Below are 22,945 nucleotides of genomic sequence, written 5' to 3' on the forward strand. Positions count from 1 at the left end.
TCTTTAGAAGTATTAGCAAAAAATAAAGTTTACTATAGGATAAGACAGAAAGCTTAGCACCTTAAGGTGAAGATAAGTATCTTTAAGACCTTTATTTTTATATGTGAGAATTTCCCACCTTTTGGTTTTTCTACGAGAGATATAATATCGAATCATTGGTAGGGATTCATTAACGAAATAAAGAAGAAATCAGTCGTGTGAGAATACAACACGTAGCATATTCTCATCTTTCCTATCTACTCTTACAAATCCAAATCGGTAAAATTGTACAATTTCGTCTATCTCCAAATCTGCTGCTATTTTTTCAGCATAACCATTTATCATTTTTATCTCATCTCTTTCCGCTTTCTCTACCATTACTGGTACTTTTTCATTTGATTTTACCCATTGAACTATCTTTGCATTGACTTTCTTAGCCTCGTCTAACGTTTTGCTGTGAAATATGAGCTTACGATTATGCTTATCAACTTTAACATTGCATAATTCCATTAACCTTAGTATACTATTATCTTCTGCATCGTTAGATTCTATCAAAATTTTATCTCCTGGATTGACAATAATAGTTCTATTCATTTCTTGTTTAGAGGGAATTAAAGGTATTTTAGCATTTAGTGATTCAGGTAGCTCGACGCTAAATTCTTCTGCATCTTTTACAAACATTATTCTTTTAGCTACCGGATCTAGTTTTTTCCTATTAATTGCGGCAATGTTCTCAAAACTTATAGTAGCATCAGTTACCTTTACTCCGACATCAATTATTACGTCTTTAATTGTATCTGGTAAGATTCCTCTTCTTCTGAGTCCAGCTAAAGTTGGCAATCTAGGATCATCCCTATTGGTACCCTTCTCTAACATTCCTCTTATTTTCGACTTACTCATCATAAAACCTTCAAGTCTTAGTCTTCCAAACTGTAAGACCTCTGGAAATTCCCATCCCATGTACTCAGAAATGTATCTCTGCTTTTCTGTATTTGACATATGCTCCTTAGCTCTCAGTACATGAGTAATTCCAAGTTCATGATCATCTATTATAGAAGCAAAGTTATAGGTAGGCCATACCCAATACTTGCTCCCTACTCGTGGATGAGGATTTTTAGCAGTATCAATTATTCTAAGCATTACCCAATCTATTTGAGATGGATCTGGATCCGATAGATCGGTCTTTAACCTAACCACAGCTTCTCCTTCTTTAAACTTTCCTCCTAGCATTTTTTCAAACAGCTCCAGATTACTCTCTGGTGAAGAGCTCCTATGTAAACATTCTGGCTCTTTCATTTTACCTCTACTATCCCTAAACTTCCTGAAAATACTACTATCACATGTATCAACATACGCATATCCTTTTTCTATCAAATACCGAGCGTACTTATAGTATAACTCGAGCCTTTCCGAAGCGTAAAGTTCTTGTTCCCATTTAATTCCCAGCCATTTTAGATCCTCCTTAATCCAATCATATGCATCTAGAATTGGCCTTTTAACCTTAGGATCTGTATCATCAAACCTCAGTATGAACTTACCGTTATACATTTTAGCGTATTCGTAAGATAGAATCGCAGACCTTGCGTTACCTAAATGAAGAGGACCATCCGGATTAGGGGCAAATCTAGTTACTACTTGTCCTTTAACATTAGGAAGAGGTGGCAACACTTTTCTTTTTTCTTCATGCTTCTTCTCTTCTAATAACTCTGGATACTTTGCTTTAATTTCAGTTAACTGCTGCTCTAAAGTTAATGAGTTAACTTGTTCTATGATCTCCTTGATAATCTTTACAATTTCTCTAGCATTTGATCTTAATTCCGGCCTCTCCGCTATAATCTTACTCATCACTGGACCCGTTTCGGCTTTCCCATTATGCTTTACCGCATTTTGAAGAGCATATTTATAAATAGTTTCTCGTAATTCATTTAATTCCATCAAACTCCCCTTTTAGTAATTTATCCACAAATTCCCTTACACCTTTTCCACTTTTATTACTTGTTATATAATCGGCTATATCTTTCAGTTCATCATCAGCATTTCCTACCGCAACCTTAAATCCAACTTGTTGAAATAGTTCTATGTCAGTTGATGAATCGCCAATAGCCGCTACGTCTTCTTTCTTTAGACCAAGTAATTGAAGCAACTTCTCTACTCCTATTCTTTTCCCCGCTGGATTATATGCAATATGAACCGCATATCCACTACTTTTAATGTAAAGATTCCTTTCTTTAGCCCAATTTATCATCTCATCAGTTATTTTTGCAGGAACAAAACCGAAATCACATTCCCTATATTCATTTTGCCATGTATCCCTTAACTTGAATAAAGATTTGAATTCATCTACTAGGCTCTGCTCCATTTGCCTACACATTCTATACTTTTCTTTGTAAAATACTATACATCCGTTTTCTGCAACAAAACCACCGTCTAAATAAAGATATGTGTAAAGTCCTCTTAGAATTGGATAGGAATTTCCGCTAACTAAACTTACTTTGATCCCGCTTTTTTGTAAGAGCCTTATTGCGTAAATGGCATCTAAGTCTATTCGAGTAGATTCCCTATCTTCAGTCAGCGTTCCATCTAAATCCACTAAAACTAATTTTATCATGGAACTACATCTCTAGCTTTTTTAGCGTATTCATGATCTACATAAATTCTTCTTATAGTTAAAGTCTCTGGTATATGGTTAATTAAAGTGGACTTATACCGGATTATATTCATCTCATTATTCTTTGAAATTATATTTATTTTATCCTTATTCAGTATTTTTATTTTTTCCTCAATGGGATATATTGAACTCCTCGGAATCTGATTTCTCTCTAAACGATCTACTATCTCCTTAATTTTAATATCTCCTCCTTTCATCTCGTTATCGTAGGAAATCTCTTCATAAACCACTTTAGGACCTCTTCTATCCAAGAAATTTCTTATTTTCTGCTTTAAATAAAGGGGAGAGTTAGAGGAATAGAGATATGTGTAAAGAATCATGAAAACCCATTCATCATCCCAATAGGATATTGAGGAATCATAGACAAGACCTCTTATATTTTCTACGCTTAAGATTGACGAATCACAGCAATCGTAAATAGTTCTGAAAATTTCTCTCAGCATCAGTTCATAACCTATTATGGTCTTATGATAATATACAGCTTGATACATGTGAAGCCTGGATATGAAAAAGTTCTCTAAACTATATATACCTTTATCTTGAACAACAATTTCGTTATTATTTCCATAGAAGATGGTATCCAATAATCTATATAAATCAATATTGCCTAGTTGCACTCCAGTATGTCTAGAGTCCCTTACCAGATAGTCCATCCTATCAACATCTACGTCACTATTTACTATAGATGACATCATTGAGTTTCCGTTCAAAATTTCTATAATCTTACTATAGTCAATTGATTCATTATCAAAAAATTCCCTAAAATTAGGCGATTTGGAAATTATCATATACCTTAAATCCTTATTTGATAATCCCTTTTCTAAATATAAAGGCTCTAGGCTATGACTAAAAGGAAATTGACCTATATCATGGAGCAGTGCAGATAATTTTAGGTAAGTTGACTCTTCGTCAGTTATTATTCCTAGCTGTCTAAATTTCTCACCTAAAATTGTAGTAAGATAAAATGTCCCTAAAGAGTGACTGAACCTGGTATGAGTAGCCCCAGGGTATACCAGATATGCTAAACTTGTTTGTTTTATTCTTCGTAGGCGCTGAAATTCTGGCATATCAATTATCTTGGCCTCTCTATCGTCAAGTTCAATATACGCATGGATCTCATCATAAACTTTCTTCATTTAAACCAGATTAATTTAAAACTAGGGAAATATAAAACCCATCCCAGCTTAGTGGGGCTGCGGATCCTCACGGTATCCACGGCCCCACTAACGTGAGCGGCTTAACTTCCGGGTTCGAAATGAGTCCGGGTGTTGCCCGCTCACTGTGACCGGGTGGGCAAAAATAAGTACTCATAATCAATATAAAAAATTAACTACCCTTCTTTTCCTCGGGTACTACAGCATAGATACCCGTTATATATAGGTTACCTCCATCCTTTGGGCAAGTGCCTACTACTTTAAGTACGTAATCACCATCTTGGAAAGGTCTTTCCGTTTCGTAATCCCCATTGACACACTTAATAACCGTGTAAACGTTAACAGTTTGTTGTTGATTAGAAGACATCTATTGAGCCACCCCTGCAGTATTTCCTACACCTACTACTACTACTATATCTCCAGGCTTAGTTCTTTCCAGAATTATCTTCTTTACTAATTCTAATGCCTTTGGCGCAGCTTGGTAAATTTCTTTCCTCATTTCTGTAATCGCTTCTTCCATGCTCATCTTTACTATTACCGCATCTATCGGTATGTTGTATTTTACGGCTACTCTCTCTATGCTTATCTTTTCAGGACCAGGATCACCCATAGCGACTCCAGTACCTTCAGCTATAGCCCCAGTATTTTCACCTTCTAATTTTAACGCAGCATCTATGGTTATAATTCTCGTGACTTTACCTTTATATTCCTCAACCACATTCTCTACTGCTTCACCTGGCCTCCCTACTGTAGCCATGGGACCCTCAGCTTTTACGACGATTAATTTTCTACCTTCTAATTCAACCTCTCCTGCTACAGTATCTCTACTAGGATTCCATTTTTTATCAGCTTTCATAAATAGATAAGCTGCTACCAAAGGACCTAGCGAATCGCCCACTGGTATTCCTCGTATGAAAGTGTTCATAGCCTTAGAGTATGCTTCAGAGATCTTAACAAGTTGTGGAACAACAAATTGTAACTGATAAAGAAGAATAGCACTATTTAGCTTTTTAGCTAAAATCAAATAATGTCTCACTACTTTGTATATTAGGTTTAGCGAATTTACTACTTCTGCAGATACTTCCAATTTACTTCTATTAACATTATCTATATTCGGAACCATAAGAGTTATAAGATCCCTTATCTTATCTTCTCCACTTCTAAGTAATAATCTCATCCTACTAATTATGTCCGTCGGTTCTACATTTACTGGATCTATTATAAACATTTCAGATATTCTTTCGATAAATGGCTTTGGATCTTGAACACCTCTTTCTTTTAAAAGTTGTTCCATTTTACTTTTGGACTCATTCAAGTATTTTTCAATCATACTTAATTGTCCCTCTATGCCTCTAGCTAACATGGATACGGTCAGCCTTGTGTTAACACCTGGCAAATACAATAGGAACAATAAAACAAAGAACAACACGTATGTTAGAATGTAGTAAAGAGAGTTTGCTTGATTTAAAGATGTTTGTGCTAAAGCAATTAAACTCATTTTTATCGTTAACCTTTACTCATTCGAATTAATTAAACTTTTTTCAAAGAGACTTTGTAGACACTATAATTGAATCACCCTTAACTATAACGGTGTGCTCGAACTGAGAAACTACGCCTTTCTTGATCTCAATTAAGATCGGATATCCTCTTAATGCACCTTTTTTAACTAAATTTTTTATATTATTTCTTAATTCGTCAACATTAGTAGAAAATTCCTTAAGCCATCTCTCTGAAAACGGTAAATAATTAAAACGGGTATATATAAAATCTATAAGCTCATTCTCTCTTGAAGAAAGACCTTTTATATTAGGATTTTTTAAGGAATATATTGTAATAGACTTACCTTCTACTACCTCTCCGCCACCATCAGTGGCAAATGGTTCTATCGCGTAAACAGAATCAGATTGTATAACGCCTAATCCTCTCTCGTAAACATTGGGTATAAACACACCAGCGTGAAGTTCATAGCGTCTTATAAGATGACCTCCTAAGTTCCTTATCGGCTTATATCCCTGAGCTCGTATCACCTTTTCAATAACCCTACCAATCTCACCTATACTTAATCCAGCTTTAAAATTAGTAATTGCAGCCTCAAGAGCAGTTTTAGATGCATCTAATAGTCTTTGATACCTAGAGTCTAAACTAATAGTAATTGCAGTATCGCTAATAAAACCATCAATATGAGCTCCTAAATCTAACTTAACTACAGCACCTTCTGGAATTCTCTTTTCATCATTTATAGTTGGACTATAATGAGCAGCTTCCGAATTAATTGATATATTACATGGAAATGATGGAAACGCTTTATTTTCGATTATTATACTTTCAACCTCTTCACAAATATCTAAAACCTTAGCACTAGCTTTAACGTCTAATGAAACTTCATCTCTAGCCTTAGCTGCAATCTTACCTGCTAATAAAAGCTTATTGAGTTCATCCTCAGTCATGAATGTAGTTTTCGGGGTATAAGCTTTATTTTTTTCTCATAGAAATCTTTTGTATGGCACAGTTAAGATGGTTAGGCCATGCTGCAACCTTGTTGACATTCGGTAATAAGAATGTAATAATAGATCCAATGATTAAGGACAATCCATTAAGCCCAGTAAAACTAGACTATTTTAAAAATAACTTAGATATCATTATTGTAACTCATGACCACTATGATCACTTAGGAGATACCGTAGAGTTATTAAGAATGAATCCCAAAGCAAAACTCTTTGCAACTTACGATCTAGAAGCACATTTAGCGGAGACTTATAAAATATCAGAGGAGAGCATTATACCAGCCAATGTAGGGGGATTCGTAGAAGTTGATGGAATAAAGCTGGCGTTAACTAAAGCAGTTCATTCAAGTACACATAGTGACCCAACTGGTGCAATAGTATCTGCTGAAGGAATTACCGTATACCATGCAGGGGATACTGGATTATTTGAAGATATGAAGTTAATTGGAGAAGTATTTAAGCCTGACTACGCACTATTACCTATAGGCGGAAGATTTACGATGGATCCTTATCAAGCGTCAATAAGCGTAGAGTTGATTAAGCCTAAGAAAGGTGCTATACCAATACACTATAATACATGGGATCTGATAAAAGTTGACGTAAATGATTTTGTAAAACTAGTTAAGAACAAAGGATATAATCCCATAGTATTACAACCAGGCCAAACTATAACGTTGTGATATCAATGTTAAGTGAGAACGAAGCTAAGATACTATTTTTTTTGAAAGATCTTAAAAAAACAAATTCAGTGGAACTTGCAATAAAAATGGGCATTCCAGAAAGCTCGGTCTTAAGTTTAATTGAGTTACTAAGGGAAAAGGGTTATGTAAAAACAGAGGTAAAATCTGAAAAACATTATGTATTAACTGAAGAGGGGAGGAAAAGAAAAGAAAGTGGACTCCCAGAAGATATTTTAATAAATACGTTGAATGGACAAGAAAAAGATCTAAACGAGATAAAAAACATTCTTAATAAGGACTTTAACATCGCAATTAGTTGGGCAAAGAGAAAAGGATTAATAGATATAAAAGAAGGAAAAGTGATACCTAAAGTAAAAACTTATATGTCATCTGAATATCTTGCTCTTTCAAATCTTGAAAGAGCTGATAGTAATACAATAAATTTGCTTAAAAAAAGAGGTCTTATAGAAGAAAAGGAAAGGAAAATTGTAAGTGTAGAGTTAATAAAAGAACCTAAAGAGTCTGAGATAGGTATTTCAAATCTGAATAGAGAATTGATAATTAGTGGTGAGTGGAAGAAGTACAAGCTTAAGAAGTACAATGTAGAAGCCTTTCCTCCATATTATACTATTAGTAAAAAACATTATTTTAGAGAGTTTTTAGAAAAAGTCAAGGATATTATGATTAGCTTAGGATTTAAAGAGATTAATACAGGGTACATTGAAATGGAATTTTATAATTTTGATCTTTTGTTTCAACCTCAAGACCACCCTGCCAGAGAGATTCACGATAGCTTTTCAGTAGAAGGTTCAGGAAAAATAGAAGACAAAGATTTGCTAAATAATGTAAAGGAAATTCATGAGAAATTCTGGAAGTATGAATGGAAACAAGATATTACACTAAGGCTAATGCTGAGAAGCCAGACTACTGCTACAACTGCGAGAGTCCTAGCATCAAGACCTAAGGCTCCTCAAAAAGTCTTCACTTTAGGTAAGGTCTTCAGACCAGACGCAATAGATGCAACTCATTTGATAGAATTTCACCAATTAGATGGTGTAATTATAGACAATAATTTCACGTTTAAGGAGTTATTAGGTGTTCTGAAGGAAATATTCTATAGGTTAGGAATTAAGGAAGTTAAATTTAAACCAGCATACTTCCCCTTCACGGAACCTAGCGTAGAAGCTTACGGGTATCTGGAAAAATTAGGCTGGGTAGAGATGTGCGGGGCTGGACTGTTGAGACCAGAAATACTAAGTTCAGTTGGAATCGATAGTACAGCTGGAGCTTGGGGAATTGGAATTGAAAGACTTGCTATGAGCTTTCTCAATATTAGTGATATTAGATTACTATATTCTAACAATATAGAGTATATAAGAGATACTAAAGTGAAAATAGAGTGATATAAATGGTAACTATAGTATTAAATAAATATAAATTATTAAATAAAATAGGCATAGGTCAACAGAAACTAGAGGATTTATTGTTTAACTTAAAATCAGAGATAAAACCAGTTGACGAAAGTAATATTGAAATAGAGATAAATGCTGACCGATTAGATCTACTCTCCTCTGATGGGATAGCTAGAGCGATTAAAGGCTTGTTAGAAAAAGAGCTAGGCGAAGCAAAGTATGATATTACGGATACTGAATATAAGTTAATAGTTGATAATGTAAGAACGAGACCTTACGCGTTGGCTGCTGTAATCTATAATGCTAAAATAGACCTTCAAGAACTAATACAGTTTCAAGAAAAACTTCATAGTACCATAGGGAGAAAGAGAAAAAAGGTAGCTATAGGCATTCACGATCTAAAGAAAATAGATTCAAAGAGGATAGAATATAGGGAAGTTCCTCTTTCCTATAAATTTATTCCATTATATGAAAAGGAAGAACTTACAATTAGCGAGGTCTTGGAAAAGACTGAGCAGGGGAAACTTTATGGAAATATTTCGATATCTAATGGAGTATCACCAGCAATAGTTCAAGAAGATGGAGAAGTACTAAGCATACCTCCAATAATCAACTCTGATAAGACAAAATTGGACGAGAGCACAAAAGATCTCTTCATCGACGTTACTGGAACTTCCTTTGAAGCAGTTGCGCAAACCCTAGATATAATAGTTTCAAATCTAGCAGAAGCTGGAGGGACGATAGGAAGAGTAAAAGTAATAAAAACTGATAATTCCTTCCAACAATCTTCGCCCTTACTCATACATAAAATTCAGAATGTTAGAGAGGAATATGCAAATAAAATTTTAGGAATCAAAATCAGTGAAGAAGAGATATGTAAACATATAACGAGAATGAGAATGAATTGTAACGTAGAAAATGGAATCATAAGAGTTACAGTACCTCAATATAGGGTAGATATAATAAATGAAATCGATATAGTAGAGGATATTGCAATGAGTATTGGATATAATAATCTAGAACCCTCTAAGTATATTTCGACAAACTATGGTTCTTATGATTACTTAACATTACTGGAAAGGAAAATGAGGGAATTAAGCATCGGAGCAGGGTTTGTAGAGGTATTTAACTTTGTGCTAATTAAAAATGAAAAGATACTTGATAGTAAGTATGTGAAAATTCTCAACCCTATTTCTGAGGAATATAATGCAGTAAGGAATTCGCTAATTCCAATATTATTAGATTTTCTATCTAAAAATCAGCATGCGAAATTCCCAATTAGAATTTTTGAGACCGGAGACGTGGTAATTTATGATTCTTCGACAGATACTGGATTTAGAAATGATAAAAGGGCTGCATATGCAATAATGGACAATAAGGTAAGTTATGAAGACGTGCAAGCACCTATCCATTACATTTTGAAAACATTAGGCATAGAAGTAAATTATAAGGAAGAAAATAATGACATTTTCATTGAAGGACGTTCAGCATCAATAGTGTATGAAAACGAGAAAATAGGGGTAATAGGTGAAATTAATCCTGACGTATTAATAAGATTTGGTATTGAATATCCTACAGTAATCGCCGAACTGTATATCACGGAGATAGCTAAAAAACTTAACAAGAGATAATAATATAGGAGGTGGTGTCAAATTCCATTCATAATAACAGATGATATTCGTCTATACTATGAAATAAGAGGGCATGGAAAGCCTATTGTGCTAATTCACCATTTAGCTGGTAGTTATAAGAGCTGGAAATTCGTTATTCCAAAGCTCTCATTAGATAACACCGTGGTTGCGTATGATCTGAGAGGGCATGGTAGATCTTCAACTCCTAATTCACCTTATAATATTGAAGATCATTCCAATGACTTGAGAAGGTTATTAGTTCAGCTAGGTATAGAAAAACCAGTGTTGATTGGACACTCAATAGGTTCTTTGATTGCAATAGATTATGCTTTGAAATATCCAATAGAGAAATTAGTGTTGATTGGAGCTCTATATAGAGCGCCATCATCAGAAGTTTATGAAAAGTATGTAAGAATTGCAGTGAATTTTGGAATGAGAGCATTAGCAGAATATAGAAGATTCCACAAAGAGTTTACTGAAACATTAGCCAGCAACTATCAAGCGTGGAACTCTCTTTTAGAAGTATATGAGGAAACTACGCCAATAGGTTATAAAAACGCAGTGGAAGGATTATTAAAAGCGAAAGATTATTCAGATGAACTTATGGGAATAAATGCTAAGACCCTTATAGTATATGGGACTTATGACGGATTAATAGTAAATCTAAACGTATTTAAGAACAACATGAAAAACGTAGAAATAAAAACTATAGATGGCTACGGTCACTTTCTTAATTTCGAGAACCCATTATTATTATCGGAGATCATAAAGAATTTCTTATGATTCCGTTTAATTTCTTTATAGCATCTAATAATTCGAACTTAACTTTCTCTATTTTCACTTTAATTTCCTCCTCTTGCTTACCACTTCCCGCTATTTGAATTTCTAGAATAGGATGCGACATCTCATAACTTTTTGGATGCGTTTTTATATAAATATCATACTTTTTCACGAGTTCCTTAACATATGGTGCTAAGGAAGATTCCATCACGTTCTCAACGTATATGAAATCCTCTAGATATTTCAAGTTAGACCTATTTCTTAGCATTTTGTTTATAAAATTCTCTAACACATTCTCCATTTCTCTGGGCACCCCCGGTGTCGCTAATATATCAATGTTATTATGATAAACATATATTCCAGGAGCTATTCCCTCATTATTTTCAACAGGTATAGCTCCATAAGGCATATAAGCCATTTTCTTTCTCTCTTCCGTAATAGGAATCTTTCTGGTCATATATTTTTCCAGAATCATATCAAAGGCTGTCTTATTTAACTCCAAATTAACTCCTAACGCTTTTGCTAAGCCTTCTGCTGTCTTGTCATCCCACGTAGGCCCAAGACCTCCAGAAGATACGATAACTCTTGGCTTTCTATCTATTGCTTCCCTAAAAGCCGATGCAATCTCATCTACCTCATCCATAACTGCAGTTATTCTTCTCACAGTGAATCCCAGTGATGTGAGTCTGCGACCGATATGCGAAGCATTCGTATTTACAGTTTTTCCACTTAATACCTCATTACCTATAGTTATGATTTCCGCGAACCAGTAATCCATAAAAATATTAACTATCGAAACCAATTAAAACTTGAGCCTTTATGTTTGAGAGATTTTTATCCACCGAAACTAAGTATTTACGTACCTCAGAAATAAGAGATCTACTAAAACTAACGGAAGGTAAGAATGTAATTAGCCTTGCGGGAGGTTTACCTGATCCTCAGACTTTTCCAGTAGAAGAAATTAAAAAAATAGCAGATGACATCTTATTGAATAGTGCTGATAAGGCATTACAATATACTGCAACTGCTGGTATATCTGAATTTAGAAGAGAATTGGTGAACTTATCTAGATTAAGGGGAATTAGTGGAATAGATGAAAGAAACGTCTTTGTTACAGTAGGAAGTCAAGAAGCACTTTTCATGATATTTAATATATTACTAGATCCGGGAGACAATGTAGTAGTCGAGGCGCCAACTTATTTAGCAGCTTTAAATGCCATGAGAACTAGAAAGCCAAATTTCATATCGATAACAGTAACGGAAATGGGCCCAGATCTAGATGAATTGGAGAGAAAAATAAAAGATGCCCATAGCAATGGGAAGAAGGTTAAACTGATGTATGTGATTCCAACAGCCCAGAATCCGGCGGGTACTACGATGAATACAGAGGATAGGAAAAGACTTTTAGAGATTGCATCGAAATATGATTTCTTAATTTTTGAGGATGATGCTTATGGGTTCTTAGTATTCGAGGGAGAAAGTCCACCACCAATTAAAGCCTTCGATAAAGAAGGAAGAGTAATTTATACTAGCACATTTAGTAAAATACTTGCACCCGGTTTAAGGTTAGGATGGGTAATTGCTCATGAAGATTTCATAAAGGAAATGGAACTATATAAACAAAATGTTGATTTGCATACACCTTCATTATCACAATATATTGCAATGGAGGCTATAAGGAGGGGTATAATTCAAAATAATTTACCTAAGATAAGGAGAGTGTATAAGGAAAAAAGAGATGTAATGCTAGAGGCTATTGAAACTTATTTCCCTAATGATGCCAGATGGACTAAACCAGTTGGTGGAATGTTTGTTTTTGCTTGGTTGCCACAAAAAATAGATACTACTAAGATGTTAGAAAAAGCCTTACAAAGGGGTGTAGCTTATGTACCAGGTTCTAGTTTCTATGCTGACTATAGTGGAAAGAATACTATGAGGATCAACTTTAGTTTTCCTAAGAAAGAAGAATTAATAGAGGGAATTAAGAGGCTAGGAGATACGATAAAGCATGAGCTCTCTACTTAAAAATCTCTTCAGCGTTTATTACTACACCAGCTTTCGGTGATGGAAAAGAAACTAAAAGATCATTGGAAAATGATACTAATTCATTAAATAACTTATCATTAATTTTTTTGTCTATAAATTCGAGAACACCATCAACCTCTTTAGGAGGAATAAAGACTGTTTTAGTAGATGAAACTACCGGCCATGTGTTCATTAGTTTAGGCATTACGATCTTAGTATTTGATTTAGAAATGTCATCTATAAAAGCTCTAATCCAAGACCTAAAGGTCGTAATTATTATATTGTCCCACTCTTGTGAAAAGTGCCGAATCTCTTCTACCCCTACTATTTTTGGGTTAATCCCATCTTCCCTATATACAGCGACTTTACTTACCATATCCTTTAAATAGAGTGCAGAGATTATCCCATAAAGCCCACTACCTATTATTAAGGTATTACCACTGTGTATATATTTGGGTAGTTGGAGTGCAAAACTTACATATGGATAAAGTATATATTTTTCATTAAAACCATATTGGGGAAGGATTACTATACTGTCTAAGGGTACAGAAGCTTTTTCTGCAAGAATACCGTCTATTTCGGTTCCAATTCCGCCATATGTCTGTGAATATGGCAAAACGAGAACTAGTTTTCCTTCTAAACTCTTGTCAATATCTAATCCCACACCTTCAATTCTACCTATTCCAGTTGAACCGAGTATTCTAGTTGGATCCACCCACAATAATCCGACATATATTGAGTTTTCTAATCCATTTACTAGCACTCTTTTTGGCTTTAATAATACATAATCTCTATTAACTTGTTTTTCTGGCACGTCACTTATTGTAATACCTAAATTGAATACTACTGCTTTCATTTGAGGGACATAAACTCCTACTGCTTATTAAATTTTATAATTAAATTCATTCTACAATGGAAAAGGCAATTCATAATCTAGGTAAAGATGCTAGACTACATATTATTCATATCCTCTTGCAAAATAGGAGTAAAAAAGAACTTGCTGACGAGCTGGGTATAACTCCTGCAGCAATTACTAAGTACTTAAAGGGAATTACACATCCAAGTGATGAAATAATTGAAAAATGTATTGAAATTGCCAGTGAAGACGAAGAATATCATGAGATAATCAAAGTGATCGTTAGTGATATAACAGAGGCCTTGATGGAACTTCTCAGAGAAATAGGCATAGAAAAAATGATTGATAACGAGGATATACAGAAACTTAAAAAACTACTTGATAAAGCATTTGATAAAATGCTATCAACTTCTCCTAGCTTCGTATAGCGGACAGACAATGCAAATTTCGGAGAATTTGGAAACAACAACTCTCTTAGTACCATCATCGTTTATTACTATTACGTCACTGGGAATCCCAAGCTTACTTTCATCACTTATATTCCAAGCTTGACATACAAAGTTTATTGCATGTTTACAAGTTTTTGACTTCCATATGCCTTGAGATTTTGCTATATTGATCCAATTTAAAGTTCTAGTTATATTATCAACTAAGGCATAGAGTTTTTTATGCTCTTCATTGTTATTATCTTTCACATTTTTTAGTTCTTCCGTTAATTGCCTTATTTCTTGTTCAAGATCAGAAGTTGAAAGGAGTACAATGTTTGGTTTTAAATTATCCTCTGTAACTGAACTCATGATAAACTACTTAATATAGTATACCTTATAAAGAAATGTGCACATAAACTTAGCGAGGTAGTTAGAAATGGTGAAGGAAATCTACAGAGAGAGGATAAAAGTACTTACTGATATATGGAGTTTACTAATAGAAAGCTGGGAATCATTGAGTCGTGAAGATGTTATTGAAATTATGAAAAATGCCTATGTCAAGAAAAACATTAAACCGTTTAGAGGGTTTAATGCAGACGGGTTATATGAGAAAGAGCTAGTAAGCTTGTTTGTCGTAGGAAAATATGGACTAGGTCTTTTCGAAGACAATAAAGAAATATTTGATAAATTACTATCTAAGGAGGAATACTATGATGAGATCTCAAAGCTAATAATTAGTGGAAATGTTAATGAAGCCTTTGAAGAGTCTGGCAGTAACAAAGAGGTACTGGCTAGAGCATTAAGAACAATATTCACCAAGACAGTGTTTTCTTTTGAATCCGAAGATAAACTATATAAATCACTTAAAAATCTAAATATTTCCGACAAAGATGAGATAAAACATACCTCAAGAAGTTTTTCAAGATTCTATACTGCCTTCAAGCTTGCAGAAAGTATAGCTGAGGGCATTGTTAGGGATAGGTTAACTTATATCGCTACTAAAAAGGCTATAGCAATATCAATAGGTATTGAATATCCTTTACCGAAAGCTGATTACGTGGCGCTAATAGCTAAAGAGGTATTTAACGTAAATAAGAAGGTATTGAATAAGGTTTTGGGTGTAAAGGTATAAGCATAGATATTTTAAACTACTAAATAAATTATAATTGAGTTATGCAGAATCTCTCGCCTACGCAAAGGGAAATATTGTTAGCACTTACTGATCTATATAATAGGCAAAAAAGAATGATAAAAAGTAAGGAAGTAGCTGACATTATAGGAAAAGATGAGGGAACAGTAAGGAACATTATACTAAGCTTAAAAGTATTAGGCCTAGTTGAATCGAAACCCGGACCTAATGGAGGTTACATGCCAACACTAAAAGCATATGAAATTATTAATAATCCTACACTAACTCCAATTTTGGATAAACTAAATCTCTATAAAGGGATGATAGAAACTGATATAAAAGTAGAAAATATTGAAATAATTGATATTACTAACCCTTCAGCGAATAGGGTTCTCTTAAAGGTAGAGGGAGATCTAAGGAAATTAAAGATAGGAGATGCTGTACGGTTAGGTCCTACACCCTATAGTAGGCTGGTTATAGAAGGATTGATATTACACTTAGATGAAAATAGTAAAGAAATCGTAGTAGACGTGAAAAGAATGATAAGTATCCCTAAGGAAAAAGTCAAAAATCTTATCTCTAAGAAACTCATAGCGTTAAAACCAGAAACTAGCTTAAGAGAAGCCTCCATGATATTCTATAAGGAAGCAATAAGAGGTGCGCCTGTTATCAACCAAGACGAAAAAGTTGTAGGGATTCTTACTACTGCAGATATAATTAAAGCCTTCTTTGAAGGAAACTATACAGCTAAAGTATCAGACTATATGAAGACCAATGTAATCAGTATAAATGAAAATGAAGACTTGCTAGATGCAATTAGGAAAATGATAATTTATAATGTCGGTAGATTGTTGGTACTTGATAGTAATAATAAAGCTGTTGGTATTGTAACCAGAACCGATATTTTAAGATCAATTGCTGGTCTAGAAGGTTTGTGGACAACTTGAAAGAGAAATGTGGAATTATTTGTAATAACACTTTCTATGAGTTAAAAAATATAAGTCGTACAGAATACGAATTTATTTGCGATCCGTCTGATTTTTACACTACAGTAAAAGGCAAATGTAGTGATGATATACAAGCAATAGTGCACACCCACGAAGAAAGTTGCGAACCCAGTTACAAAGATATTACGTCAATGAAAATATGGAACATTCCTTGGATTATTATATCTAAAAAGTGTATAAAAAGTATACTATATTTAAACGGAAGTATACTCGAGCTCGATATTCACTCCCTTCTGTCTCAAGAACTCTACCACTCTCTCATGAAGCTTCTTCAGTAGTTCCCTTCTATCTTCTGCTAGTACTACATCTGAATGCCCTTTAAGAATTATACTATGGGAAAACGGACTGGGAATATTTGTGGGCCCAAACACATCAACTTTTATTTCTTGACTAGCAATTTTTTTCAGAATCTCCTTAGCTCTTAGTATATCCATATGGTCTTCTAAAATCTCTCTAATAGTCTCCTTCATTACTGGGAAATTTCCAATTTCTCTTATAGCCTTTAACAGTATCTCCGAATTTAATTCTCTCCTCTCTAGATTGGTCTCTCTTCCTTTATATCTGCGTAATATCATAAACGACCTCTCTGCGCAGTGTCTAAATCTTCTCTTTAGCATTTCTGTCCTCATAACAGCCCTTGTAACAATATCATAGACATTATCTGGGGTAATCTTTTCAAACAGACTCTTGATGTTATAATCAAATGGAACGTCTCGTTTTACACTAAGTGCAAATCCATTGTCAGTAACAGAAACTCTAACATCTGTATCTAATTCCTCACTAACTACGTATGCAAAAGCCCTAGAAAGAGCATCCAACGCTCTTCTTCCGTACAATGCGTGGAATATATAATTTCTAATTCCTTCTTCATCATCGTAAATTTCTATTAAAATTAGATTGTCAGAAGGAACTTTTCCGTTTGTGAAAAGGTATTGCTCTAAAATATAGGTGTATATTGACATGGAAGCGTGTTTGTCAATTTCATATTCCTTAGAGATGCTTTCTATTATCTCGTTATGTGTTACTCCTTTCTTAATCATCTCTGCTATCTCTCTTCTAAACTTGCCAATCTCTAGAGCTGACTCGTAGGCCAATGGTAACATTTCTGAAAACCAGCTTGGAACCGTTGGCCTTTGACCCATAGCCTCCTTTACAATTACTTTCGAACCCTTGCTTCCAATAAATTCATAAGTTCTCCCACTTAATACGAAGATATCTCCAGGTGATAATATTTCAACGAATTCCTCTTCTAGATTACCAACATATCTATTGTTTTCTGTAACTACACTTATCATAGCCTCATCCGGAATTGTACCACTATTCGTATAAAATATTAATCTACTACCTTTCTTGGGATAAATTATCTTTTCTTCTTTTATTCTTATTTTTGCGTAGACATTCTTTAACTCGACTCCAAAGAAATCCCCACTAAGATATCTTAATACTAAAGAATAGTCAGATTCGCTAAGATCTGAAAAATTATAAGATCGCCTTAAAATTTTAAACAAATCATCCCTATCTATGGGAGAAATTAAACTAGCAGATACTATTATCTGTGATAAGACGTCTAAGGGGTTTTTAGGAATGTGGATACTATCGATCTTCCTATCTCTAGCTAACTTAGCTAACACTGAACACTCAACTAAATCATCTCTGTCAACAACAATCACTCTCCCTTTGCTAATGCTTCTTATATGATGACCCGCCCTCCCTATCCTTTGTAATAACCTACTTACACTCTTAGGACTACTTAGTAGGATAACTAGGTCAATGTAACCTATATCTATCCCTAATTCTAGACTAGTTGACGATACAACAACTTTTAAAATTCCCTTTTTAAGCTTCTCTTCCACATCTAATCTCACATCTCTGCTAAGACTGCTATGATGAGCTTCTATCGCATCTACATCAAAGACCTTTTCATTTTCAGCTAACTTTCTTAACTTATATGCAACTCTCTCTGTAGCGTGTCTAGTATTTGTAAAAATAAGAGTAGTCCTATGTTTCTTTACTTCGTTCAAGATGGTCTTATATATTCCCTTGTCTACCTCACTTTCAGAAGAGTGAACTAAATCTTTAACAGGGGAAATTACTTTAATATCAACAGGCTTTACAAATCTAGCATCGACTATCCTATATTCACGATCTTTGCCCACGAGAAATTGCGCCACTTCTTCGAGAGGCGATACAGTTGCACTTAAGCCTATTCTCACAAATTCTTTCTTAGTAATTAGATTTCTAAATAGTTCTAACATAGCGGAAAGATAAGCTCCCCTTTTACTGTTAGCTAGTTCATGAATTTCATCAACTATAATCCATTTCACATCGGTTAATTTCTGACTAAACTTAGGTGAAGTTATAGATATTCCAAAAGACTCTGGCGTTGTTATTAAAATATGAGGCGGTTTCTTTAGCATTTTCTGCTTTTCATAGGGTGTGGTATCGCTAGTTCTTATTCCAACTCTAACATCTGGTAATTTTGAGTTTACTTGCCTTAACTCATTAAGAGGTTCTAATAGGTTTCTTTGCATGTCGTTATTTAACGCCCTTAACGGAGAAATGTAAATCGCATAAACCTTATCTTCTAACTCATTGTTATCACCTAACTCAAATAACGAATCTAAAATTCCTAGAAATGCAGCTAAAGTTTTTCCACTTCCTGTAGGACTCGATACTAATACGTTGTAGTTCTGCTTTATTAACGGTATAGCTGCCCTTTGAGGAGGAGTAAACGTGGTATATTTCTGCCTAAACCATTTGGCTACATATGGTCTGAGTAAATTGTATATTTCTTCATCAGAGTAGAAGTAAGTATTGCTCAATCTATAGACTCTTTGAGACTATAATTTAAAAAATATATCTTTCATAATCCTTTAATATATGCTATAAAGGTGTAGAGGAAAGCTATCGAATAGTAAGCTAGCCAAATAAAGGTTAGGAAGTCGCCTCTAAACATATAAAGGAAAGCTGATAGAATGAAAAATACACCAAAGGCTAAGATTGGATAGCCTATATTACTTTTAGCCTTCTTGCCTTTAGGAGTAACAATATACGTTCTAGTCTTCTTAAATGCGTTAATTGTACCAATAAGCAAAAATGGCGAAATTCCAACAGTATATGCAGACAACCTTCCCAAGGCTTTTATAGCTGTCACAGTATCTATCCCTGACTTCTTTGCGCTATTGACAAAAATTGAAGCATAGATTGATAGTGTTATGGCCCATATAATAAACATTGGCAAATTCATACTAAGCCTTATACCTACAAAACCAGCTATTGCAAAAATAATTGCACTTATAAATGTTAGTATAATTGGAATGTATTGAGAAAGATAAGCTATAATCTCTAATTTTTGCCAAAGTTTTATATCGCTGCTAATAATATATTTAAATCTCCAGTAAAGAACTTCCATCGTCCCCATTGCCCATCTAGTTTGCTGCACATAAAACGCTATTAAATTGTCTGGAACTTCAACATAAACAGGGGAGGAAGATGCGCAAACCTTAAATCCTTTATTTATAAGTCTAGCTCCCAGCTCATAATCATCCTGAATCATTTTGTAATCCCATCCGTTTACCGCCTCCAATGCACTACGCTTATAGATCGTCCCACATCCTATTGGCAATACTTTTAGTCCTAATTTATCTCTTCCTCTTAATATAGATTTACTAGTAAGTACTGTTGATACCATTAACGCTTTTGCTAAAGACGTGCTAATATTAGAATAGCCATGCCATTCCATAGTGATTGCATCACAGCCTAAATTCACCATGTGATTGTAAGCTTTTATTAACGAATCTTTTTCAATCCTGGCATCTACATCTAATGTTAAAATTAAATCACCAGTGCTTTTCTGTAGACCAAACGCTAAGGCACCACTTTTATATCCAAGCTTCTTTTCTCTTCTAAATATTCTTACATCTAAGTCTGGAGGAATAATTAATGTCGATAATAATTTATCAAAATATTCTTGCTCGTCATCTGATACAATTATTATTTCTAATTTGTTTCTATCCCATATTGCTTCATGTATATTATCAATTAATCCTTGGATTACTTCTATTCGTTCACCCTTTGTTGGTACTATAATTGATAATTTAGGTAGATTACTCTCGTTATTAAGTAAAATCAAATTCGCTATATCACCACTCTTACCGAATATATATAAAATGATCTGATTCCAAACTGCCAGAGAAGGTATTATAAATATTGCCAAGTTAAGTAATATATTAAGTATCATCTATTGATATTGCCTTTTGGGGAATAATAAATTCATATACGTGTCTTGTAGTCTTAGGGGGAAATCTTAAACCCCTATTGGCAATACTTATAACGTCTTCTTTATATATTGAAGGCGGTTCTAAATGGCCAACAATGTCTTTTTCCACATTTATACCTATCGAATGCAGAAAACTTTCTACCTTTTCTAGTTTCCAATAGAGTCTGTATAAATCATCATCACAAATGCGGATAGAGTCGAATTTGGCACATATTTTACCATTAGAGTAAATTGCTGATAATACGCTCTTTACAATATAGGGCTTTGAAAATCTCCTATACCATACATTAACACTAATAGAAGTAGAGTTATAGTTTACGTAAATCACCGGTATTTTTGGTAATGAAAGACGTAAAGCTGCAGTGAATCTATGATGACCATCTAAGATGACATGTGTGTTTTCATCTACTATTATTGGTTTTATAGCCCTTATTTTCTGAACTTCAAAAGAGATATTGACAACTTTATCTATTAATATATCCTCATGAGGTATTAGATCTCCAAGCTTCTCCATCTCTATGCGAATAGTACTCACAACATTCTTTAATTATACAAGAATTACATAAAGGTTTCCTAGCCTTACAAGTTTGTCTACCATGTGCAATTAACATGTGATGAAGATGGAGGAGATCATAGGCTGAAAAAAGTTCTTTTAAAGTAGATGAAATTAAACTATATTTAGCGTTAGTGGGGACTATCCCTAACCTTTTGCTGACTCTAGTTATGTGCGTATCAACCGGAAAGACCTTATATCCATAATATCCATAACAAGTCAATAGCACTACATCCGCAGTCTTCTCTCCAATTCCCTCAAGTTTTAATAATTCATCTCTCGCATTGCTAGTATTTAACAAACTATCTATTAATCCATTATACCTCTCAAGAATTATCCTTGAAATTTCCTTTAATCTTTTAGCCTTAGTTCTATAAAGACCGGAAATCTTTAACGCGCTTTCTATGTCAGCCAAATTGGCGTTAGATAATTTCTCTGGAGTAACACCAACTTTTCTTTCTAACTCTAGATAGGCTTTAATGGCTGATTTATCTGTAGAATTTTGAGATAAAATAGTTGCTACAAGTACTTTAAAACAATCTTTGGTCTTAAGCCAGACATAATACGCAATAAAATCCTCCTCTTTTATAATATAGGTAGCAGAAAGTTTATGGAAAATCGTTTCAGCAGTGCACTTCATGAATTTGATTAGGCACTTTGGCTTATAAGGAATTCTTAAACTAACTTACTATTTGATGTACGAAATAGAGATGGTCCTTAACGCAATAAAGGAAGGTGCTGTTAATCCGGGGGATGCCGTAATCAAAACTGGGTTACCTAGATATGAAGTTCTGGCATTGTTCCACATTTTAGAGGAACTAGGCCTAATAGAACCTATATACTCTAAGGGATCACACAAGGCATTTCGTCTTACTAAAAAAGGAGAGGAAATACTCGAAGGATTGAAAAAAGGATATGAGTTGTACATATTCGTAAAACCTAATCCGGTCCAGAGTTGAAATAATAGTAGTTTCCATTAATCTGTAGAATGATTACAGAGTTTCCCTCAATGAATATATTATTATTTATTATTGAGCTTAGGGGAACTAAGCTATCAGGTAGCATTTCATATTTCACATTGTACGAAATATTATTAATTATAACCTTTTCTATTGTAATTGGAACACTTCCATAATTATACACGAATGTCTCATTTACCGAATTTCCTAAATATATCAGGCTAACCTTAACGTTAACGTTGGTTAGATAATTATCGTATGCGCTATTTGCTTGGATAGAACTATTTGTATAAGTTTGCGTAAAAAATAAATATAATGGAACGATGAGTGAGAGTGTTATCATAACAACAATTAGTGTAGAAAAAATAGATGAAATAGCTTTCAACCACATCACCTAATTTACGCTATTGAAGCCAGCACGTTCTGAACCACACTATATGGTTTTCCATTGGGTAAATTACCAGCAATTTCAACAGTGTAGTACTGCCCAGCAGTTATTTTGCCGTTAATTGATGTTATGTTTTGAACTGTTTGACCAGGCTGTAAGAGATTGTTATTGAGTGGTATTATAATATTCCTAGTACCATTAAGAATTTGAATACTAGATAGATATATCTGTGTGCTGCCGGTATTGGAAATATAATATTGGATATATGCTTGACCAGTATTGGGATTGACATAAATACTTACTTGAGTCTGAAGACTCGCATTTTGTGTTAATGAACTAAATAGACCATTAGAGTACGCATAAAGTAGACCACCCAGCACTAGGGTTATTGCTAATACTATTACTGTACCTAAAATCGATGAAAGCCCTTTTCTCTTTTTTAATTTATACCCTCCTTTCATCATTAGTTGTAGCAATATTTATCTTACTCAGGGAATGTCGAAAATAATCTTA

General features: G+C 34.1%; 24 protein-coding genes and 1 rRNA gene. 9 read left to right on the plus strand and 16 right to left on the minus strand.

Annotated features, from left to right (window positions below):
- Positions 1–189: 189 nt before the first annotated feature.
- The 7 genes from SSOP1_RS00450 to map all read right to left on the minus strand — a co-directional run bounded on the left by SSOP1_RS00450 (position 190) and on the right by map (position 6,248).
- Positions 190–1,914, minus strand: coding sequence for a glutamate--tRNA ligase (locus SSOP1_RS00450; RefSeq protein WP_009988904.1), 1,725 nt, complete (start codon positions 1,912–1,914; stop codon positions 190–192).
- The gene (locus SSOP1_RS00455) at positions 1,901–2,587 is read right to left on the minus strand and encodes a phosphoglycolate phosphatase (RefSeq protein ID WP_009988906.1); all 687 of its coding nucleotides are present in this window, start codon (positions 2,585–2,587) and stop codon (positions 1,901–1,903) included. Before SSOP1_RS00455 ends, SSOP1_RS00450 begins: the two co-directional genes overlap by 14 nt.
- Positions 2,584–3,783 (minus strand): HD domain-containing protein, encoded by a 1,200-nt coding sequence (locus SSOP1_RS00460; RefSeq protein WP_009988908.1) that lies wholly within the window; start codon positions 3,781–3,783, stop codon positions 2,584–2,586. The genes SSOP1_RS00455 and SSOP1_RS00460 overlap by 4 nt, the downstream gene beginning before the upstream one ends.
- Before the next feature lie 64 nt (positions 3,784–3,847).
- Positions 3,848–3,940, minus strand: a 5S ribosomal RNA gene (gene rrf, locus SSOP1_RS00465).
- 33 nt (positions 3,941–3,973) lie between these two features.
- Positions 3,974–4,168 (minus strand): hypothetical protein, encoded by a 195-nt coding sequence (locus SSOP1_RS00470; protein ID WP_009988909.1) that lies wholly within the window; start codon positions 4,166–4,168, stop codon positions 3,974–3,976.
- Positions 4,169–5,299: a DUF1512 domain-containing protein gene (locus tag SSOP1_RS00475; protein ID WP_010922884.1), complete on the minus strand. Its 1,131-nt coding sequence runs from the start codon at positions 5,297–5,299 to the stop codon at positions 4,169–4,171.
- Between the two features lie 43 nt (positions 5,300–5,342).
- Positions 5,343–6,248, minus strand: a complete 906-nt coding sequence (gene map / locus SSOP1_RS00480) for a type II methionyl aminopeptidase (RefSeq protein ID WP_009988912.1) — start codon at positions 6,246–6,248, stop codon at positions 5,343–5,345.
- Positions 6,249–6,301: 53 nt separating this feature from the next.
- On the opposite strand from map, the gene SSOP1_RS00485 reads away from it, so the two are divergent.
- Genes SSOP1_RS00485 through SSOP1_RS00500 form a run of 4 tightly spaced genes read left to right on the plus strand, consistent with a single transcriptional unit; the run spans position 6,302 to position 10,811 of the window.
- Complete coding sequence (locus tag SSOP1_RS00485; protein ID WP_009988913.1) at positions 6,302–6,985, plus strand: metal-dependent hydrolase; 684 nt, start codon at positions 6,302–6,304, stop codon at positions 6,983–6,985.
- Positions 6,986–6,990: 5 nt separating this feature from the next.
- The gene (gene pheS / locus SSOP1_RS00490; protein ID WP_009988916.1) at positions 6,991–8,388 is read left to right on the plus strand and encodes a phenylalanine--tRNA ligase subunit alpha; all 1,398 of its coding nucleotides are present in this window, start codon (positions 6,991–6,993) and stop codon (positions 8,386–8,388) included.
- A 5-nt stretch (positions 8,389–8,393) separates the two neighbouring features.
- On the plus strand, positions 8,394–10,028 hold the full coding sequence (gene pheT / locus SSOP1_RS00495; RefSeq protein WP_009988917.1) for a phenylalanine--tRNA ligase subunit beta: 1,635 nt from the start codon (positions 8,394–8,396) through the stop codon (positions 10,026–10,028).
- 21 nt (positions 10,029–10,049) lie between these two features.
- Positions 10,050–10,811, plus strand: coding sequence for an alpha/beta fold hydrolase (locus SSOP1_RS00500; RefSeq protein ID WP_014511487.1), 762 nt, complete (start codon positions 10,050–10,052; stop codon positions 10,809–10,811).
- Here SSOP1_RS00500 and SSOP1_RS00505 read toward each other — a convergent pair.
- The gene (locus SSOP1_RS00505; RefSeq protein ID WP_009988921.1) at positions 10,792–11,586 is read right to left on the minus strand and encodes a nicotinamide mononucleotide deamidase-related protein; all 795 of its coding nucleotides are present in this window, start codon (positions 11,584–11,586) and stop codon (positions 10,792–10,794) included. The two genes, SSOP1_RS00500 and SSOP1_RS00505, sit on opposite strands and share 20 nt — an antisense overlap.
- Before the next feature lie 41 nt (positions 11,587–11,627).
- Between SSOP1_RS00505 and SSOP1_RS00510 the strand changes: the two genes are divergently transcribed.
- Complete coding sequence (locus tag SSOP1_RS00510) at positions 11,628–12,833, plus strand: aminotransferase-like domain-containing protein (protein WP_009988922.1); 1,206 nt, start codon at positions 11,628–11,630, stop codon at positions 12,831–12,833.
- Here the strand turns inward: SSOP1_RS00510 and SSOP1_RS00515 are convergent.
- A complete protein-coding gene (locus SSOP1_RS00515; protein ID WP_009988924.1) occupies positions 12,826–13,689 on the minus strand; it encodes an MDR/zinc-dependent alcohol dehydrogenase-like family protein in 864 nt (287 codons plus the stop codon). The two genes, SSOP1_RS00510 and SSOP1_RS00515, sit on opposite strands and share 8 nt — an antisense overlap.
- 56 nt (positions 13,690–13,745) lie before the next feature.
- On the opposite strand from SSOP1_RS00515, the gene SSOP1_RS00520 reads away from it, so the two are divergent.
- On the plus strand, positions 13,746–14,117 hold the full coding sequence (locus SSOP1_RS00520) for a helix-turn-helix domain-containing protein (protein WP_009988926.1): 372 nt from the start codon (positions 13,746–13,748) through the stop codon (positions 14,115–14,117).
- Here the strand turns inward: SSOP1_RS00520 and SSOP1_RS00525 are convergent.
- Positions 14,094–14,486 (minus strand): hypothetical protein, encoded by a 393-nt coding sequence (locus tag SSOP1_RS00525; protein WP_009988927.1) that lies wholly within the window; start codon positions 14,484–14,486, stop codon positions 14,094–14,096. The two genes, SSOP1_RS00520 and SSOP1_RS00525, sit on opposite strands and share 24 nt — an antisense overlap.
- Positions 14,487–14,553: 67 nt before the next feature.
- On the opposite strand from SSOP1_RS00525, the gene SSOP1_RS00530 reads away from it, so the two are divergent.
- Together SSOP1_RS00530 and SSOP1_RS00535 are read left to right on the plus strand one after the other, a co-directional pair.
- Entirely contained in the window at positions 14,554–15,249 is a 696-nt protein-coding gene (locus SSOP1_RS00530) for a DUF2192 domain-containing protein (RefSeq protein ID WP_009988928.1), read from the plus strand.
- Between the two features lie 41 nt (positions 15,250–15,290).
- The gene (locus tag SSOP1_RS00535) at positions 15,291–16,193 is read left to right on the plus strand and encodes a CBS domain-containing protein (RefSeq protein ID WP_009988929.1); all 903 of its coding nucleotides are present in this window, start codon (positions 15,291–15,293) and stop codon (positions 16,191–16,193) included.
- 254 nt (positions 16,194–16,447) lie between these two features.
- Here SSOP1_RS00535 and SSOP1_RS00540 read toward each other — a convergent pair whose 3' ends face one another.
- Genes SSOP1_RS00540 through SSOP1_RS00555 form a run of 4 tightly spaced genes read right to left on the minus strand, consistent with a single transcriptional unit; the run spans position 16,448 to position 21,725 of the window.
- Entirely contained in the window at positions 16,448–19,075 is a 2,628-nt protein-coding gene (locus SSOP1_RS00540) for an ATP-dependent helicase (protein ID WP_009988933.1), read from the minus strand.
- A 41-nt stretch (positions 19,076–19,116) separates the two neighbouring features.
- Entirely contained in the window at positions 19,117–20,490 is a 1,374-nt protein-coding gene (locus tag SSOP1_RS00545) for a glycosyltransferase family 2 protein (RefSeq protein ID WP_029552500.1), read from the minus strand.
- On the minus strand, positions 20,483–21,046 hold the full coding sequence (locus SSOP1_RS00550) for a ParB N-terminal domain-containing protein (RefSeq protein WP_009988935.1): 564 nt from the start codon (positions 21,044–21,046) through the stop codon (positions 20,483–20,485). Before SSOP1_RS00550 ends, SSOP1_RS00545 begins: the two co-directional genes overlap by 8 nt.
- Positions 21,015–21,725, minus strand: coding sequence for an endonuclease III domain-containing protein (locus SSOP1_RS00555; protein WP_009988936.1), 711 nt, complete (start codon positions 21,723–21,725; stop codon positions 21,015–21,017). The genes SSOP1_RS00550 and SSOP1_RS00555 overlap by 32 nt, the downstream gene beginning before the upstream one ends.
- Positions 21,726–21,780: 55 nt before the next feature.
- Between SSOP1_RS00555 and SSOP1_RS00560 the strand changes: the two genes are divergently transcribed.
- The gene (locus tag SSOP1_RS00560) at positions 21,781–22,044 is read left to right on the plus strand and encodes an SSO5209 family protein (protein WP_009988937.1); all 264 of its coding nucleotides are present in this window, start codon (positions 21,781–21,783) and stop codon (positions 22,042–22,044) included.
- Here SSOP1_RS00560 and upsB read toward each other — a convergent pair.
- Together upsB and upsA are read right to left on the minus strand one after the other, a co-directional pair.
- A complete protein-coding gene (gene upsB, locus SSOP1_RS00565; protein ID WP_009988938.1) occupies positions 22,025–22,429 on the minus strand; it encodes a pilin subunit UpsB in 405 nt (134 codons plus the stop codon). The genes SSOP1_RS00560 and upsB overlap by 20 nt on opposite strands.
- A gap of 14 nt (positions 22,430–22,443) precedes the next feature.
- Complete coding sequence (upsA, locus tag SSOP1_RS00570) at positions 22,444–22,893, minus strand: pilin subunit UpsA (RefSeq protein ID WP_029552501.1); 450 nt, start codon at positions 22,891–22,893, stop codon at positions 22,444–22,446.
- Positions 22,894–22,945 lie beyond the last annotated feature (52 nt).

The sequence above is a fragment of the Saccharolobus solfataricus genome (assembly GCF_900079115.1).
Taxonomy (GTDB): Archaea; Thermoproteota; Thermoprotei_A; order Sulfolobales; family Sulfolobaceae; genus Saccharolobus; species Saccharolobus solfataricus.